Genomic DNA, 15,044 nt, shown 5'->3' with positions numbered 1-15,044 from the left:
TTTCCTGCGTCTGAAATCGACCCAGATGTTACCCATAAAACCTATCATTGACAAAACATGTAACAATCAATAGAAATGACGGATCACACGGCACCTGAGTGGCAACCATGAAGACACTGAAGACGATGACCTACGAGGTCACAGGCCGCATCGCCCGCATCACCCTGAACCGCCCGGCACGCGGCAATGGCATCACGATGGATATGCCACGCGAGATGGCGGCCTGTGTCGAGCAGGCCAATCTGGACCCGGCGGTGCACGTGATCGCCCTGGCGGGCAACGGCTCCGGCTTCTGTGGCGGGTACGATCTGGTGGACAGCGCCCAGGACATGACCATGGACAATCCGGGCGGCGACTGGCCGCCCGGTTCACCGCTGGACCCGCTGGTGCAGCGCGAGAATCACCGTCCAGACCGCACCTGGGACCCGATGACCGACTACGCCATGATGAGCCGCAACATGCGTGGCTTCATGAGCCTGTTTCACTCGGACAAGCCGGTGGTGTGCAAGGTGCATGGCTTCTGCGTTGCGGGCGGCACCGACATGGCCTTGTGTTCGGATCTGCTGGTGATTGCCGACGACGCCAAGATCGGCTACCCCCCGGCCCGGGTCTGGGGCTCGCCCACCACGTCGTTGTGGTTTCATCGGCTGGGCCTGGAGAAGGCCAAGCGGCTGCTGTTCACCGGCGATTGCCTGTCCGGCAAGGAGGCGCAGGAATGGGGACTGGCGATCGAATCAGCCCCGGCCGACGCGCTCGATGAACGCTTCGAGACATTGCTGACGCGCATTGCCCGTATGCCCATCAACCAGTTGATGATGATGAAGCTGCTGCTGAATCAATCCGTCATGCAACAGGGGCTGCACACCACCCAGATACTGGGCACCGTGTTCGACGGCATCACTCGCCACACGCCTGAGGGTTATGCCTTCCAGCAACGCGCCGCCGAGGCAGGTTTCAAGCAAGCCGTGCGTGAGCGGGATGAACCGTTCGGCGATTACGGTCTGTCATCCTTCAAGGGTTAACCGCGATGAACACACAAGCAAACCGACGCAAAGTCACCGACATTTTCAGCCGCGAGGAGATTCGCATGCTGACCGAACGCTCCGACCTTCGCGGGTTCGCCGCCGTCGGATGGACCTGGCTGGTGATCGGGCTTTCCTTCGTGGCACTGGCCTGGGCCAGCCAGCAATCATTGCTGATTTTTCTGCCCGTGCTGCTGCTGGCGCTGTGCGTGATCGGTGGCCGGCAACTGAGCCTTGCCATTCTGATGCACGACGCCTCCCACGGCACCCTGTTCAAAAGCAAAGGGCTGAACAACGTGCTGGCCGACTGGCTCTGCGCACGGCCGATCTGGAACGATCTGCACAAGTACCGCGCCCACCATGTCATCCACCACACCCGTACCGGGCAGCAGGATGACCCCGACCTGTCGCTGGTAGCGCCCTTCCCCACCACCCGCGCGTCGCTGGCCCGCAAGCTGCTGCGCGATATCAGCGGCCTCACGGGCATCAAGTTCTTTATCGGCCGCTTCCTGATGGACGCGGGTTATATCAAATGGACCGTGGCCAATGAGGTGGTCCGGTTGCCCGACGACGGTATGACCCTGCCGCGCCGATTCATGTTGCTGCTGCGTAATGCGACCCCGACGCTCATCGTCAACGGCCTGCTGCTGGCCGCCCTCTGGGCCGCAGGCCATGCCTGGCTGTTCCTGGTCTGGGTCGTGGCCTACATGACCACTTTCTCGGTGTTTGTGCGCATCCGTTCCATGGCGGAACATGCCTGCACCCAGCGCAGCACGGACATGTTCCTGAACACCCGCACCACCCGCGCCGGCCTGCTGGCCCGCGCCACCGTCGCACCGCTTAACGTCAATTATCATATCGAGCACCATGTGATGGCCTCGGTGCCCTACTTCCGTTTGCCGCTGATGCATCGTTTGCTACGCGAGCGTGGTGCGGTGCCCGCACCACCGGGATATCTGGAGGTGTTGCGTATCGTGTCGTCCAGAACGCCTGCATCCGCAGGCTGACTGGCGGGCAAGCACAGGGCCGTGTCTGCTATTCTGCACCGACACGCGACATTGCTGCCCTGCCTGGAGACAGATCATGACGACCACGGCCGACCGCTTCGGTTTCACACTGGAGCAGCACTACAGCCTTTTGCCGGCGGCGCTGTTCTCATACTGCGCCCCGACATCGGTCACAACACCGGGGATCGCCTTGTTCAATCACGCGCTGGCGGCCTTCCTGGGGCTTGATGCCAGGACCCTGGACAGCGCAGAGGGCGCTGCGCTACTGGCCGGCAATGTTCTGCCCGAACACAGCACGCCACTGGCACAAGCCTACGCCGGGCATCAGTTCGGCCACCCCAACATGCTCGGCGATGGTCGTGCCATCTTGCTGGGTGAGCAGCGAGCGCCAGACGGCCGCCTTTACGATATCCAGCTCAAGGGGGCCGGACGCACTGCCTATTCCCGTGGCGGTGACGGCCGCGCGGCGCTCGGCCCCATGTTGCGTGAGTACCTGATCAGCGAAGCCATGCATGCACTGGGCATCCCGACCACTCGCAGTCTGGCCGTGGTCACCACCGGTGAGCCCGTGTATCGAGAGGAAGTGTTGCCAGGTGCCATTCTGGCGCGTGTTGCCAGTTCGCATGTACGTGTAGGCACTTTCCAGTTTGCGGCCAGCCGCCAGGACCATGCCTTGCTGCAAGCCCTGGTGGACTTCGTGATCGCACGACACTACCCGGAACTGACCGAGATCGAACGGCAAAAGCAGCCGCTGGCGCTGATGGAAGCCGTGATGGACCGGCACATTGATCTGGTGGTGGCGTGGATGCGCGTCGGTTTTATTCATGGCGTGCTCAACACCGACAACGTGACCCTGTCTGGCGAGACCATCGACTATGGCCCCTGCGCCTTCATGGACAGCTACCACCCGGAAACCGTGTTCAGCTCCATCGACCATCAGGGCCGCTACGCCTACGCCAACCAGCCCGCCATCACCCAGTGGAATCTGGCGCGTTTTGCCGAAACGCTGTTGCCACTGATCGCCGACGATCCGGAACAGGCGGTGGGGCCGGCAACCGAACTGATTCAGTCGTTCCCTGAGCGCTACGGAAAAAAATGGCTGGCGATGATGCGCTGCAAACTGGGTCTGTTTGGCGAGGACTCGGTGGACCAGACGCTGGCCACCGATCTGCTGAAATGGATGCAATCCCAGGCAGCAGATTACACCAACACCTTTCGCGCGCTGAGCAGTGAGACGCGCCCGGAGAGCGGCCCCTGCGACAGCGCCGACTTCCGCAACTGGTACGACCGCTGGCAGGCACGACTCGGGCGCAACAACAAGCCACTGAAATCATCCCTGTGCCTGATGCGCAACAGCAATCCGGCGATCATTCCACGCAATCATCAGGTGGAAAAAGCACTGGACGCCGCCAGCAGCGAAGGCGATCTGACATTGGCCAGACAGTTGCTGGCGGTGCTGGCAACGCCCTATGAGGACAGTCCGGACAAAGCCACCTTCAAGGTGCCACCCGCGCCAGAGGAGCGAGTCTGCCAGACCTTCTGTGGCACCTGAGGTCTCTAGGGCGATGCCGTAAAACGGGGCTGCCAGGCAATCTTCGCCATCTCAGCCCTGTCTGCATCAGCAGCGAATCCGGGCAAGCTGTCGATGCGCGCGAAAAATTCCCGGGAATGCAGCAGCACATCCCTCACCTCGTAGGCATGGCGCGCCGCCTCCCGATGGCGCGCTTCAGCGGCCTCGGCCATGGAAGCAAAACGGTTTTTCGCCACCAGAAAACGGTCCACCTCCTCATCACTGAACCCTGCCAGCGCGACGATGGCCGATACGTCCAGACTGTTCGCCACACGCCCGTTCCCGGTGGCATTTTCCCGGCATGCCGCCGCATCCAGGCGGTGCCCTGACAGAAACAGCGTGCTCACCGAACGCACCTGCCGGCACAGCGCTGCATCGCCGGTGTGGAAAGCGACATCCCGGAAGCAGCCGCTGCGCACATAGCTCACTCTGGTGCCCGGCGTGTTGAAGGCCGACCGGATCAGGCTCTGCGGGTGGATGAGATAGCATGGTTTGGCAGAATCCAGATGGCGGGCGAGATACAGAAACTGGTACTCGATCGGATCGGGATCGCGCGGCGACGTAACACCCACCTGTTCATCGGCACCGCTGACGAGGCCACAGCCGCAGAGCGCCAGCACCAGTCCCGGCAGCAACCCCGCCACAGCGCGGGTCATTGCAGCACCAGCTCTACACGGCGGTTCTGTTCGCGCCCGGCCTCACTCGCATTGCTGGCACGGGGTGCCATAAAGCTGGCACCTTTGGGCGTCATGCGGTCGGCCGCAATACCGAAATCACCGACCAGTGACTGGCGCACCGCTGAGGCACGCCGCAGAGACAGATCGGCATTGTAGTCGAAGCTGCCCTGATTATCGGTGTGCCCGACGACCAGCACCCGGATATCCGGTTGTGTTTCCAGCAGCCGTGCCATCTGCGTCAGTGCCTCCATAGACTCAGGCCGCAGCGCGGCGCTGTCATGATCGAAGAAGATGCCGTCAACAACGGCATACCCGTCAGCGGTCAGTGAGGCACTGAGCTCATCGGCACTGCGGGCGCCCGTCTGCACCTGCCCGGTCTGCATGGCCTGCCCTTCCACCACGACTTTATGAATGACTGGTGCAGCCTGCTGGTCCTGGATATACAGAAAAACATGGGTGCGCCCGGCGTCGTTATCGCGCTCGGCCAACAGGGCGCGGGTGCCGCCACGCACCAGAATGGTGGGATGCAGCGCATTGCGCATGTTGCGCCAGTAATCGTCGGGGAAGGTGACGTTTCTGACGTAAGCGCCGATCTGTCGACCACAGCCGGTTTGCCCGGCGCATTCAAAGCGCACGTTAAAACCGTCAGCGGCAAGCGCAGCCTGATAGTTGCGCTGTATTTCCAGCGGGCTTCTGCCTGCCGGCGCTTCATAGGTCAGCCAGGTGACGCGCCCCTCAAGCACCGCCTGCAACGGCTGCAGGACCTCCTGATTCCAGCCGCTGCGAAGGTGGTAGGCATCCATCGGAATCGGCCCGAGGGGCAAGGCCACCTCGTCGTAGTCACGCGCCATATAGCCCTGCATGGTCGCGCCTGCAAAGCGGCTGACGAGCGGATTGTCCTGCCCTGGCTCCGAAGCGGCGGCAATCGTCGACGTGATGGCCACGGCGGTGATGATGACCGGACACCACCATCGCACCATTCCGTTTATCACCCTTGTCATAAGCGTCCTGGCTCCCTGCAACCCCCTTGGATGTCCTTATCTGTTTACCACCGGTCACGCGAAATTTCCATGCGCCAGGTCCGCCATGGGCAGCGCCGTTATGCTGCGTTTGTTGTGCGCCGTCCATTACATGGCGTCAGTATTTTCCAGCAGCAGCGCGGCGCCCAGGCCGCCGCCCGCGCAGGTGGAGACCACCGCAAAACGTTGCCCCTCCCGTTGCAGGCGCTGCGCGGCGGTCAGCAGCAGTCGGCAGCCGGTGGCGGCGAAGGGATTGCCCAGAGACAGCGAACCGCCCCAGGTATTCAGGCGATCACGGGGAATCTCGCCGTGGGGCATGTCGTGGCCATGGCGAGCACGAACAAAATTGGCATCCGCCATGCAGGCCATGTTCACCAGCATCTGCGCGGCAAAGGCTTCGTGGATTTCCCATACGCCGACGTCAGCAAAACCCAGACCGTTGCGTGCCAGCAGCGGCGGAATCGACATGGCCGGGCCCAGCAGCATTTCATCCTGCAGGGTATCGACACCGGCCAGCAGGTAATCGCGCACGATGGCCAGCGGCTTCAAACCGCGACGTGTGGCTTCTTCATGGCTGGCCAGCAGCAACGCGCCGGCGCCATCGGTAAAGCGCGAGGCATTGCCCGGGGTAATGACACCGTTCTCGCGATCAAATACCGGCGCCAGCTTGCCCAGACGTTCCGCGGTGGCATCGGCGCGCGGCGTGTTATCTGCTTCTGCGGTGTCACCGGCTTTGTTGGTCACGGGCGTGATCTGGGTCGCCAGATCGCCCGCCGCTGCGGCACGCACCGCACCGGCATGGCTTTCGGCGGCGTAGGCATCGCAAGCTTCCCGGGAAACGGGGGTGCCTTTCACCATGCGCTCGCATGACACACCCATGGTCATGCCGGTGGTGTAATCGCTGCCATCAGGAATATCCAGCCCGAAATCACGCAGGCGCAACCCGCCCAGCACCTTCATGCGGTCACCAAAATCCTTGCGCTGGCGCAGCTTCATCAAGGCGCGGCGAATCCCCTGGCCCAGGCGCACCGGCACATCAGAAAAGTTTTCCGTGCCGCTGGCGATGCCCAGCTTCAGCCGCCCCAGACGAATCTGATCACACAGGTTCATCACCCCCACGTTCGGCGAGATCCCTGCCATGGCCACCGTGTAGGCCGGAGTGCGGCTGGACATGCCTGCGGCCAGCATCGCCTCGCGGGCCACGTTGGTGGTTTCCACCTCGTGCAACACCGTGCCCATGATCACCAGTTCGATATCCGTGGCAGGCACGCCAGAGCGCGCCAGCAGGCCACGCAGCGCCTCGGCACCCAGTTCGTAGCTCATCATGTCGGCATACAGCCCGGCACTGTCCAGAAAGGGGGTGCGGGTGCCGGCCACAATCACCGGTTGTTGTTCGCTCATACATCGCTCCTCAACAGCACATCACCGGCCTGATAGACATGGCCCGCATCATCCACCAGCCGGATACCGTAGCGACCCTGGTCGTCTTTCGTCTGCGTCATCTGGATTGACAGCACCGGGCTGGGCAGCGGCAACGGCCGGATAAATCGCACATCAATTTCTGCGATGTCGTAGCCCTGATTGCGGATGGTTTCGAACACCTGCGCAAAGCATCCGTAGCCATGCATTATGCAGCCCTTGAAGCGGGTGCGTTTGGCCATGGCTGGCAAGGTATGAATCGGATTGAAGTCACCGGTCAGTTTGAAGAAGGTCACGCCCTCTTTCGCCCCTGCCTGCCACTGGCCGATGGTGGTGAAGTCCCGCTCTGCGGGCGCCGTCTCTTTGCCGCCCTTGTCGGGGCGCGACCTGATCATCACGGCCGCGTAGGCATCGATGATCATCGCTTGTGGATCATCCTTCGGCCCGATGCTGATGCGGCTGTGAATGCGCGCCCGGTAGCCGTCATCGCTGGCATCCAGCAAATCACCGTGCAACTGGAACACACCTGTACGCGACAGCGGCGTATTGATGCGCAGGCTGACGCCCTGATTCAGGACGCTCAACAGCGGATAGGGCGCCCGTGCCGTCAGACGCGAGATGGTCCCCATGGCCATGCGCGCCGCCGCAAAGTGCGGCGCCAGGGTGTCACCGAAGCGCGCGGCATCCATGCCACTCCAGCCGTCGTAGGCCGCCAGCAGTGCTGCAGACGGCGCCTTCATGGTCAGATCCAGCGGCGTGGTGTCCAGCGTGCTTTTCTTCGGCAACGGCAGCACCGAGCGCAGGCCACCACTGGCCATGGCCCAGGCGACGGGCAGATTTTCCAGAATAAAGCGGCTCGACACCGCAGCAGACGATTCATTCATGGTCTTTTTTCCGTGAAAGGAAACATGCAGCGGATTCTAGTGGACCCCGCATCCGCTGCCATGACCCCACCGTACAGGCCTGTTGCACCCTGAGCATTCCGGTCAATCCGTTTGGCCGCTTCCCGGCGCTATACAGGGAGAAATCACTTGTATAAATGACCCATGACTGGTTAGTCATCTCGTTTTCGGGCCCGTATGATCAGGCAGACACCTGAACAGTGCACCCCGGTACCAGGAGACCCCCATGACTGCCAGCGCTGCCGCCCGCTCCCCCAACGCCGCCCACCACGATACCCGGAACGGCCGCTACAGCGACGCCTTCATGAACCGCATGCGCCAGACCGGCGACCCACTGGCAGACCAGGTGGCTGCCCAACTCAAGCGCCATTTGCCCTCGCAGATGCTGGACGAGGTGATGGCCCGCGCCGACAGCGAAGGCGGCGTCTTTCAAGCGTTCCTGGATTACTCCTGGACCGTGCCGGACTGGGTCGACTGGGACCTGATCGAGCGCGCCCGCCGGGTGCAACTGGCCTTTGGCCAGACCCGCGGCGTCGTGCTCCTGGTCGGCGGTCTGGCCGAAGGCGCCGGGCTGAACAAGGCCTCGGAAGTGCTGGCCGCCACCGGCCGCTTCAAGCCGGAAAAAGTCATCAAGCGCCTGTACGAAACCGGTCAGATGACCCACAACAGCCAGGCCCCCAACGGCCTGCGGCCCGGCGGGCCCGGCCACCGCACCATCATGGAAGTGCGCCTGCTGCATGCCATGGTGCGCCGCCATCTGCTGAACAAGGGCTGGGATAGCGCGCAGTTCGACCACCCCATCAACCAGGAAGACATGCTCTTCACCATCATCGAATTCAACCATCTGGCAGTGCGCGGCATGGCCCGCCTCGGCGCCACCCTGAGCCGCGAAGATCGCGAAGCCACCCATCACTTCTGGCGTTACGTGGCCTACCTGAACGGCGTGACCGATGAATTCCTGACCACCAGCCCGGAAGACGAAGCCCTGGCCTACGACCGCATCATGGAACGCGAACACGAGATCAAACCCATCACCGTGGAACGCGTGCACGAGCTGATCACCGGCACCGCCGGGAGGCCGCCGATGTACCTGCCCGCCGGCATGATGTTCGAACTGTGCGCCACCTGCCTGGGCGAAGAGCGCGCCCGCCAGTATCAGCTGCCCCGCTCCCGCGCCTGGCGCGCGGCGATCAAGCTGCTGACCTTCAATAACCGCGTGCAGACACGACTGCATTATCGGGTGCCCGGCCTGGGGAGGTTGTTTGGTGCCTGTAACTTCCGGCTGTCGCGCAGGATGTTGACGGCGAATATCGAGACGGAGGTGGAAAAGCGGGCGTTTCGGTGTATTGCGTGATTTGCGCGCCATGGGCCTGCACAAAATGCGCCTTGACGGTTTTAAGGCTTTAGCGGTATAAAAGCGTCTTGGCGATTAACACGTCATCGCCCTTTCACGTTTTATTCATTTTTACTTTTCATTTCCGGGGACGGCGCCTTTCTGCCATCACCTTGTGTCGTGTGGCACGCCGTTTTATTCGAACACTTCAAAAGATTTTAATATGGCCATTGTTCTGGACAATCTCACCGTACCGCAATTGAAAGAAGTCATTGCCGACGCCGAAGTCCTGCTGCGCAAGCGCCGTGAGCAGCAAGCGCGCGAGGCTGAAGCTCAGGCCCGCGTGCAGGCGCAAGCCAATGCACCGCGCGCCATTGATCGCTCGCGCCTGGCGGCCGGGTTGCGCCGCCACGACAACGGCGATTCGCACGCCAGCTGATCCGCTGTACTGAATTCGGCGTGTATGCCGATCGGCATACACGCTCTTCCCTCCTGCGGCAGACGCAGCGGCCGGACTGAGCCTCCATCATGACCCCGTCATTCAACGGGTCTACACACTGGAGGTTCACATGACGGTTTCTGCCTTGTCTTTCCTGCGCACCCCCCTGGCTGTTGCAGTGCTTGCCGGCGTCACCACCGCAGCCTGCGCTTCGCCGCAACATGGCAACGCCGGTATTTCCGAAGCCGATGTCCTGGCTGCTCAGCAGGCCTGGGGCAATGCCCTGGTCCAGATCAGCAAGGATTATGAGGCTGGCGGTATCGAGCGTGCCCGCGCCACGGCGCGAAGCGTTATCGACGCGGCTTACGGCTACAACCTCGGGCCGGTACTGTTCAAACCGACACTGACGGTGGCACCACAAACCTTCCGCACCACCGCCGACGGTGCGCTGGCCTATTTCGTCGGCCACGATGACCAGTTTCCGAACGACAGCGGCTTCGCCCTGAAAGGCTGGCGCAGTGTCGAGGTGGATAACGCCGCGCTGTTTATCGATGGCAATACCGCCATGAGCATGGGCAACGTGTCGATCACCGACAAGCATGGCCATGTCACCACGGTCGACAAGACCTGGGGTTACTCGCTCGACAGCGAGGGGACGCTGCGCATCGTGCTGCATCACTCTTCGCTGCCGTATCAGCCCTGAGCTCACCTCTACCGTAACGCAGGGCTGATCCATTTTCGCCCGCGGTGCTGACACCGCGGGCGATGACCTGGTCCGGCATCGAGAGGTTGACATGAATCTTCGCTGGAGAACCTGTTCTGCTCTTGCTGCGAGCATGGCACTGATGCTGCCAGGCAAGACCACCGCCGACATCGCCGAGACACGAGGGGGCCTGACAGTCCGGTCCGCTGATGGCCAGTTCGAAGGTCGTGTCAGCGCACGTATCCATTTCGATACTTATCTTTTTGACAACGATATCGAAAACTCAGTCAGCACCACAGAATTTCGCCGGGCCCGCCTGACACTGCGTGGCAAACTGCATGACTGGGAATACACCCTTGAGAATGATTTTGCGGGCCAGGATGAAAGAGCGGGCTCCGGTTTCAGGAGCCTGTTCATGGCCACCCGACTGGGGCCCGGTCAACTGACCATTGGCCAATTCAAGCCATACCGCGGCATGGAGGAACTCACCAGCTCCAATCACATCCTGATGATGGAGCGCCCCTTTGCCTCGGCCACCGGTATTCACGCAGGCAGACAGTGGCAGCAAGGGGTTGGCTATCTGGTGTCAGGAAGCCGCCACACCCTGGGGGTATCCGGATTCAATACCCGTGCCGCGGGCGCCACGCGAAATGATGGCTTAGGCGCCGCCGGCCGCGTTACCGCCACCCCGGTCATGACCGAGCAGCGGGTCGTGCATCTGGGGGCATCCTTTTCCCACGAAAACGGCACCGCCACGACACCCGCCTTCAACGCCAATGCGTTGTACGCCGGTCGGCGCGGCCCATCCCAGCGTATTGCTACCACTCTGGAAGGTGGTCGCGTCGATGCCCTGGGGTTGGAGGCGGCCCTCGCTGCCGGAGGCTTCTTTGCCCAGGCGGAGTACGTTGCCGCCGAGTTCCAGAGCGCATCAGGGCCAACGCAACGCGTCAACGCGCACTATCTCCAGGGCGGCTACACCCTGAACCGGCACAGGCGTCCCTACGACGCCGAACGGGCGGTGTTTCGCTCACCGACAGGCTTCAATGTCGTGCAACTTACCGCGCGCTATGACCATATTGAAAATAGTGACATGACTGATATGCAGGCCGAGTCGATCACCTTCGGCATCAACTATTTCGCCAACCCGGCCGTTCGCTTCATGGCGAACTACACCCTGGGCGATAACACCTTTACCGGTGACCGCACGCGGCAACTGGCGATACGTGCACAGCTCGCTTTCTGAGGCCAGCGCATATGCCGATCAGCATACGCACTCTTCCCTCCTGCAGCAGACGCGGCAACCTGGCTGACCCCCCCATCATGATCCCGCAACCCTGAACTCTCACTGAATCGAGGTGAACACCATGAATACATCACGCTTCCTGATCGGTAGCGCCCTGCTGGTCGCAGCAAGCCTGGCACACAGCGGGGCCGTCACCCTGACGCTGGCTGACCATGGCCACGTTCGTGCATACCACCCGTACACGCAGTTCCAGATCAACCCGGAACTGGGCCGCGCCTGGATCTCGGTCAGCTTCCAGCTGGATCCGGCCTGGGACGAGTCGCCCATGCACTTCGAGCGGGTCGCGGTGGAGGGCCTGCGTTTTGATACCGGGCAAAGCGCCATTGTGATGGCATTCGGGGACCGCGATATCATTTGCGCCAATGTCTCGGAACGCCGCTTTCTGGGCTGGACGGGGCACCGCATAGCCCCCACGGGGATGTGTCGCCTTGAGACAGTGACCCAGCGCAAACCCGTGGATAACGGCTTCTTCATCAGCAACCGGGACGTTTCACGCACCCTCATGCATGTTGAGGGATAAGGGCCCTACCTCAACGCAACGCCCGCCATGGCCGCCGCTCGGCGGCCAGGTCGGGCACTTCGCCCAGCTCGGACAGGGTTCGGTAAAGCAAGCGTGTTTCAAGCAGGTTCCAGGCTCGTAAAATCACTTCCACGGGATCAAACGGTTTGGTCAGAAAATCCGAAGCACCCAACGACAGGGCTTTGTAGCGCGCGTCACGGGTCACGTCCGCCGTCAGCACCAGCACCGGAATCCAGTTGCCCTCGCGACGCTGCTCTTCGATCAGCGTCAGCAGGCTGTAACCATCAACCTCGGGCATGCGCAAATCCAGCAACACGATATCCGGCCGATACCCCTGAATCAGGCCAGGCACCCTGGTGGCATCCACGGTAGACAGCACCTGCTCAAAGCCTTCCTCCGTGAATATCTGCTCCAGCAACGCCAGATTGGCCGGTTCGTCATCAACAATCAGCAAGCGTGCGTCACGCATTGCCGGGCGCGAGATGCTCATCCAGTAACTCCTGAAGGTGGTTGCGCCATGCACTGGGCGGCGCATCGTGGGCCAGCACACGCACTTCGCAGGGCAGCACTGGCAAATATTCCGGCGCATCACGCCACAGGCAGACCCTCGGCGGCGGCATGTCGTCCGGCCACGCCGGGGGCTCCTCGGCATCGTGCACCAGCAACCATGACTCGCGGATCATCGAAGAAGGCAGCGCAACACCGGGTTCGACTCGCCTGCAGGACAGCCCGAGACGTTGGGCGGTGGCATCAATCTGCATGGCAAACACATCGTCGCGTGTGCACAGCAGCAGTTGCAATGGGGCTAGCGCAGGCCGCCGCGGCGGCAACGCGTCCGGCACGGCCAAGGAAGGCGCGGCGGTTCTCTCTGGTGGCTGCCCGCTGCGCGGCAGTTGCAACGTAAAGCAGCTGCCGCCGTGGGCCGTCGGGGCAAACGTCAGGGTGCCGCCCATGGCCTCCATCAGCCCATGGCTGATCGCCAACCCCAGCCCCACGCCTTCCATCTGACTGTCCTGGCGTGAAAAGGGTCGAAACAGGTCGGCATGAAAGTCGGGATGAATGCCCGGCCCCTCATCAATCACATGCAGGCGGACGTATTCTGCCTGCGCTTCAGCGCGAATCACCACCGCGCTGCCCGGCGATGAAAACTTGGCCGCGTTGTCGAGCAGATTGATCAGAACCTGGAGAACACGGCTGGTGTCGGCCACCACTGCGGGCAGCGCCTCACACCCCTCGCGAAACAGGCGGATATCCCGCGCGGCGGCCCGACCATGGACGATGTCCAGCGCACGCGCGATCTGCTCGGGCACGTCGACGCTCTCCAGTTTGAGGGTCAGCTGGCCGGCCTCGATGCGCGACATGTCCAGGAGATCATTGACCAGTTGCAACAGGTGCTCGGCACTGTGCTGGATCGCATCGATCTGGCGGCGCTGAGCAGGCAACTCCAGATGCTTTTTCAGCAGTGCACTGAAGCCGATGACGGCATTCAACGGTGTACGCAACTCATGGCTGGTACGTGACAAGAATCGCGTCTTGGCACGGCTGGCCTCTTCCGCCGTTTCCCGGGCCGCTTCCAGCTCAGCGATTTTTTCATACAGGGTATGGCCGGTCTGCACCAGCAGCTGGTCCAGCTCCGCCAGTTCATCAGCCTCCTCGTGGGTATAGGGCTGCAGGGGTTCCCTCTGGCTGATGCGACGTGCGTTGTCGCGCAGATGCCGGATACGGCGAATCAGACGGGCGGCGAAGCGCTGCGATAACAGTGACGCCAGCACAAAGGTGGCGAGCACGGCGGCGAGCATGGATGCATGACCGATCTGGCGCGTTCGACGTTGCTGTTGCTGAAGATCCGCGATGATCCGGTTTTCACGTTCCTCCATCAAGGCGATACGACGGCGGAGTCGATCAAGCAGCTCCTTGTTGTCACGTGAATACGCCAGCATCTGCCCGCCGCTCAGCTCCCGGGAGAGCACGGTCAAGGTCGCCAGATTCGAGAGCTTCACATCAACCAGCTCGGATATCTCTGCCAGTTGCTGAAGCTGAACCGTATCCTGGGTATCACGCTCGAGACGCCTGAGCGCCTCTCGGAGCTGATCTTGCGCCCGTTCGTAAGGACGCAGGAACGTCTCGTCCTGGGTAATGATGAAGCCGCGCACGCCACTGGCGGCTTCCGCCAGCGCTGCATGCACAGCATGAATCTGACCCAGCGCACGCAGACCACGTTGCACTTCATCGTCAGCCTGCTGCGTCTGCGCCAGCGTATAAAGCAACACGGCCATCGTCGTGGCCGCCAGCACCAGCGGCATCAGAGTGAGCACAAGGCTGCGCTGTCCCAGATTGCCTGACCAGAAACGCCCGCTCTGCCTGCGCATCTCAGCCTCCGGCTCCGCTATGCCCCAATCCCAGCTCCACCGCGCGGGCGGCCGCCTGGGCGCGATCATCCAGTTGCAGCTTGCCGAGAATACGTTCGACGTGTGTCTTTACCGTACCCGGCGCAATGCCCAGGCTGTCGGCGATCCGCGCGTTACTGAACCCGCGCGGCAACAGACTCAGTATTTCACGCTCGCGTGGTGTCAGGCGGCCAAGATCCTCGGCGGCCAGCGCATCCGGGCCGGCCACGGCGGACCCGGCCGTCGGCACGGCCAGTAGCGCGGACAGCACTTCCAGCATGCGTTGATCCGCCTCACCCGGCGAGCGCTGGTCAGCATGGCCAGCCACGCCCAGCAACCCGGTCACCTGGCCGTCCAGCGCCAGCGGCACCAGCCATTCGAAACCGGGGGTGGCGGTGTGTACCAGCCAGTTATCACTGGGTTTCAGGCGCAGCAAAGGCTTGCAAGGCCAGGCAAGAAATGGCTGCAACCCGGTACGCAACGGGTAGCGGACACCGGCGCTCACCAGGCTGCCACTGGCTGCCAGTCCCTCCAGCACACCCGCGCGATACCGTAGCCACACCACCTCGGCCACTCCCAGATGAAGACGCAGGGTCTCGACGACCTCGGCACGGGTGTGCGGGCCGCTACTGCGCAGCAGGTCAGCACAGGCTTGCAGACAGCGGAACGGACGCTCCAGGCTGGCCTCCGCCCGGTAACCCGCCCGTAACGATGACACCTTTCCACGCTGTGACATGTCCTGA

At 62.4% G+C, this 15,044-nt stretch carries 15 protein-coding genes; 8 read left to right on the top strand and 7 right to left on the bottom strand.

From position 1 onward, the window contains the following. The first annotated feature begins 107 nt into the window (after positions 1 to 107). From DKW65_RS02460 to DKW65_RS02450, 3 genes are all read left to right on the top strand, one after another. Positions 108 to 1,022 carry a crotonase/enoyl-CoA hydratase family protein gene (locus tag DKW65_RS02460; RefSeq protein WP_111655768.1) on the top strand — a complete coding sequence of 305 codons (915 nt, stop codon included), beginning with the start codon at positions 108 to 110 and terminating at the stop codon, positions 1,020 to 1,022. Positions 1,023 to 1,027: 5 nt separating this feature from the next. After that, positions 1,028 to 2,029 (top strand): fatty acid desaturase family protein, encoded by a 1,002-nt coding sequence (locus tag DKW65_RS02455; protein WP_111655767.1) that lies wholly within the window; start codon positions 1,028 to 1,030, stop codon positions 2,027 to 2,029. A 76-nt stretch (positions 2,030 to 2,105) separates the two neighbouring features. Then, the gene (locus DKW65_RS02450) at positions 2,106 to 3,581 is read left to right on the top strand and encodes a protein adenylyltransferase SelO (RefSeq protein ID WP_111655766.1); all 1,476 of its coding nucleotides are present in this window, start codon (positions 2,106 to 2,108) and stop codon (positions 3,579 to 3,581) included. Between the two features lie 5 nt (positions 3,582 to 3,586). Here the strand turns inward: DKW65_RS02450 and DKW65_RS02445 are convergent, their stop codons facing one another. The 4 genes from DKW65_RS02445 to DKW65_RS02430 form a co-directional block, all read right to left on the bottom strand. After that, positions 3,587 to 4,255, bottom strand: a complete 669-nt coding sequence (locus DKW65_RS02445; RefSeq protein ID WP_111655765.1) for a hypothetical protein — start codon at positions 4,253 to 4,255, stop codon at positions 3,587 to 3,589. After that, positions 4,252 to 5,277 carry an OmpA family protein gene (locus tag DKW65_RS02440; RefSeq protein WP_111655764.1) on the bottom strand — a complete coding sequence of 342 codons (1,026 nt, stop codon included), beginning with the start codon at positions 5,275 to 5,277 and terminating at the stop codon, positions 4,252 to 4,254. The genes DKW65_RS02445 and DKW65_RS02440 overlap by 4 nt, the downstream gene beginning before the upstream one ends. A 126-nt stretch (positions 5,278 to 5,403) precedes the next feature. Beyond that, positions 5,404 to 6,696 carry a thiolase family protein gene (locus DKW65_RS02435; protein ID WP_111655763.1) on the bottom strand — a complete coding sequence of 431 codons (1,293 nt, stop codon included), beginning with the start codon at positions 6,694 to 6,696 and terminating at the stop codon, positions 5,404 to 5,406. Next, a complete protein-coding gene (locus tag DKW65_RS02430; RefSeq protein ID WP_111655762.1) occupies positions 6,693 to 7,598 on the bottom strand; it encodes a MaoC family dehydratase in 906 nt (301 codons plus the stop codon). The genes DKW65_RS02435 and DKW65_RS02430 overlap by 4 nt, the downstream gene beginning before the upstream one ends. A 244-nt stretch (positions 7,599 to 7,842) precedes the next feature. On the opposite strand from DKW65_RS02430, the gene DKW65_RS02425 reads away from it, so the two are divergent. The 5 genes from DKW65_RS02425 (at position 7,843) to DKW65_RS02405 (ending at position 11,914) form a co-directional block, all read left to right on the top strand. Then, positions 7,843 to 8,970 carry an oxygenase MpaB family protein gene (locus DKW65_RS02425; RefSeq protein WP_111655761.1) on the top strand — a complete coding sequence of 376 codons (1,128 nt, stop codon included), beginning with the start codon at positions 7,843 to 7,845 and terminating at the stop codon, positions 8,968 to 8,970. Between the two features lie 202 nt (positions 8,971 to 9,172). Continuing rightward, complete coding sequence (locus tag DKW65_RS02420) at positions 9,173 to 9,388, top strand: hypothetical protein (RefSeq protein WP_111655760.1); 216 nt, start codon at positions 9,173 to 9,175, stop codon at positions 9,386 to 9,388. 130 nt (positions 9,389 to 9,518) lie between these two features. Continuing rightward, complete coding sequence (locus tag DKW65_RS02415; RefSeq protein WP_111655759.1) at positions 9,519 to 10,091, top strand: phosphoribosyl-AMP cyclohydrolase; 573 nt, start codon at positions 9,519 to 9,521, stop codon at positions 10,089 to 10,091. 142 nt (positions 10,092 to 10,233) lie between these two features. Next, positions 10,234 to 11,334 carry an OprO/OprP family phosphate-selective porin gene (locus DKW65_RS02410; RefSeq protein ID WP_162925660.1) on the top strand — a complete coding sequence of 367 codons (1,101 nt, stop codon included), beginning with the start codon at positions 10,234 to 10,236 and terminating at the stop codon, positions 11,332 to 11,334. Between the two features lie 121 nt (positions 11,335 to 11,455). Beyond that, entirely contained in the window at positions 11,456 to 11,914 is a 459-nt protein-coding gene (locus DKW65_RS02405) for a hypothetical protein (protein WP_162925659.1), read from the top strand. Between the two features lie 10 nt (positions 11,915 to 11,924). On the opposite strand, the gene DKW65_RS02400 is transcribed toward DKW65_RS02405, so the two are convergent. The 3 genes from DKW65_RS02400 to DKW65_RS16005 are packed head-to-tail and all read right to left on the bottom strand — an operon-like array spanning position 11,925 to position 15,037. Continuing rightward, complete coding sequence (locus DKW65_RS02400; RefSeq protein WP_211315725.1) at positions 11,925 to 12,404, bottom strand: response regulator; 480 nt, start codon at positions 12,402 to 12,404, stop codon at positions 11,925 to 11,927. After that, positions 12,376 to 14,283, bottom strand: coding sequence for a sensor histidine kinase (locus DKW65_RS02395; protein ID WP_162925658.1), 1,908 nt, complete (start codon positions 14,281 to 14,283; stop codon positions 12,376 to 12,378). Before DKW65_RS02395 ends, DKW65_RS02400 begins: the two co-directional genes overlap by 29 nt. A gap of 1 nt (position 14,284) precedes the next feature. After that, positions 14,285 to 15,037: a helix-turn-helix transcriptional regulator gene (locus tag DKW65_RS16005; protein ID WP_211315724.1), complete on the bottom strand. Its 753-nt coding sequence runs from the start codon at positions 15,035 to 15,037 to the stop codon at positions 14,285 to 14,287. Positions 15,038 to 15,044 lie beyond the last annotated feature (7 nt).

Source organism: Isoalcanivorax indicus (assembly GCF_003259185.1).
Taxonomy (GTDB): domain Bacteria; phylum Pseudomonadota; class Gammaproteobacteria; order Pseudomonadales; family Alcanivoracaceae; genus Isoalcanivorax; species Isoalcanivorax indicus.
Note: the sequence above shows the minus strand (reverse complement) of the source record. Positions and strands in the feature narration are given on the sequence as shown.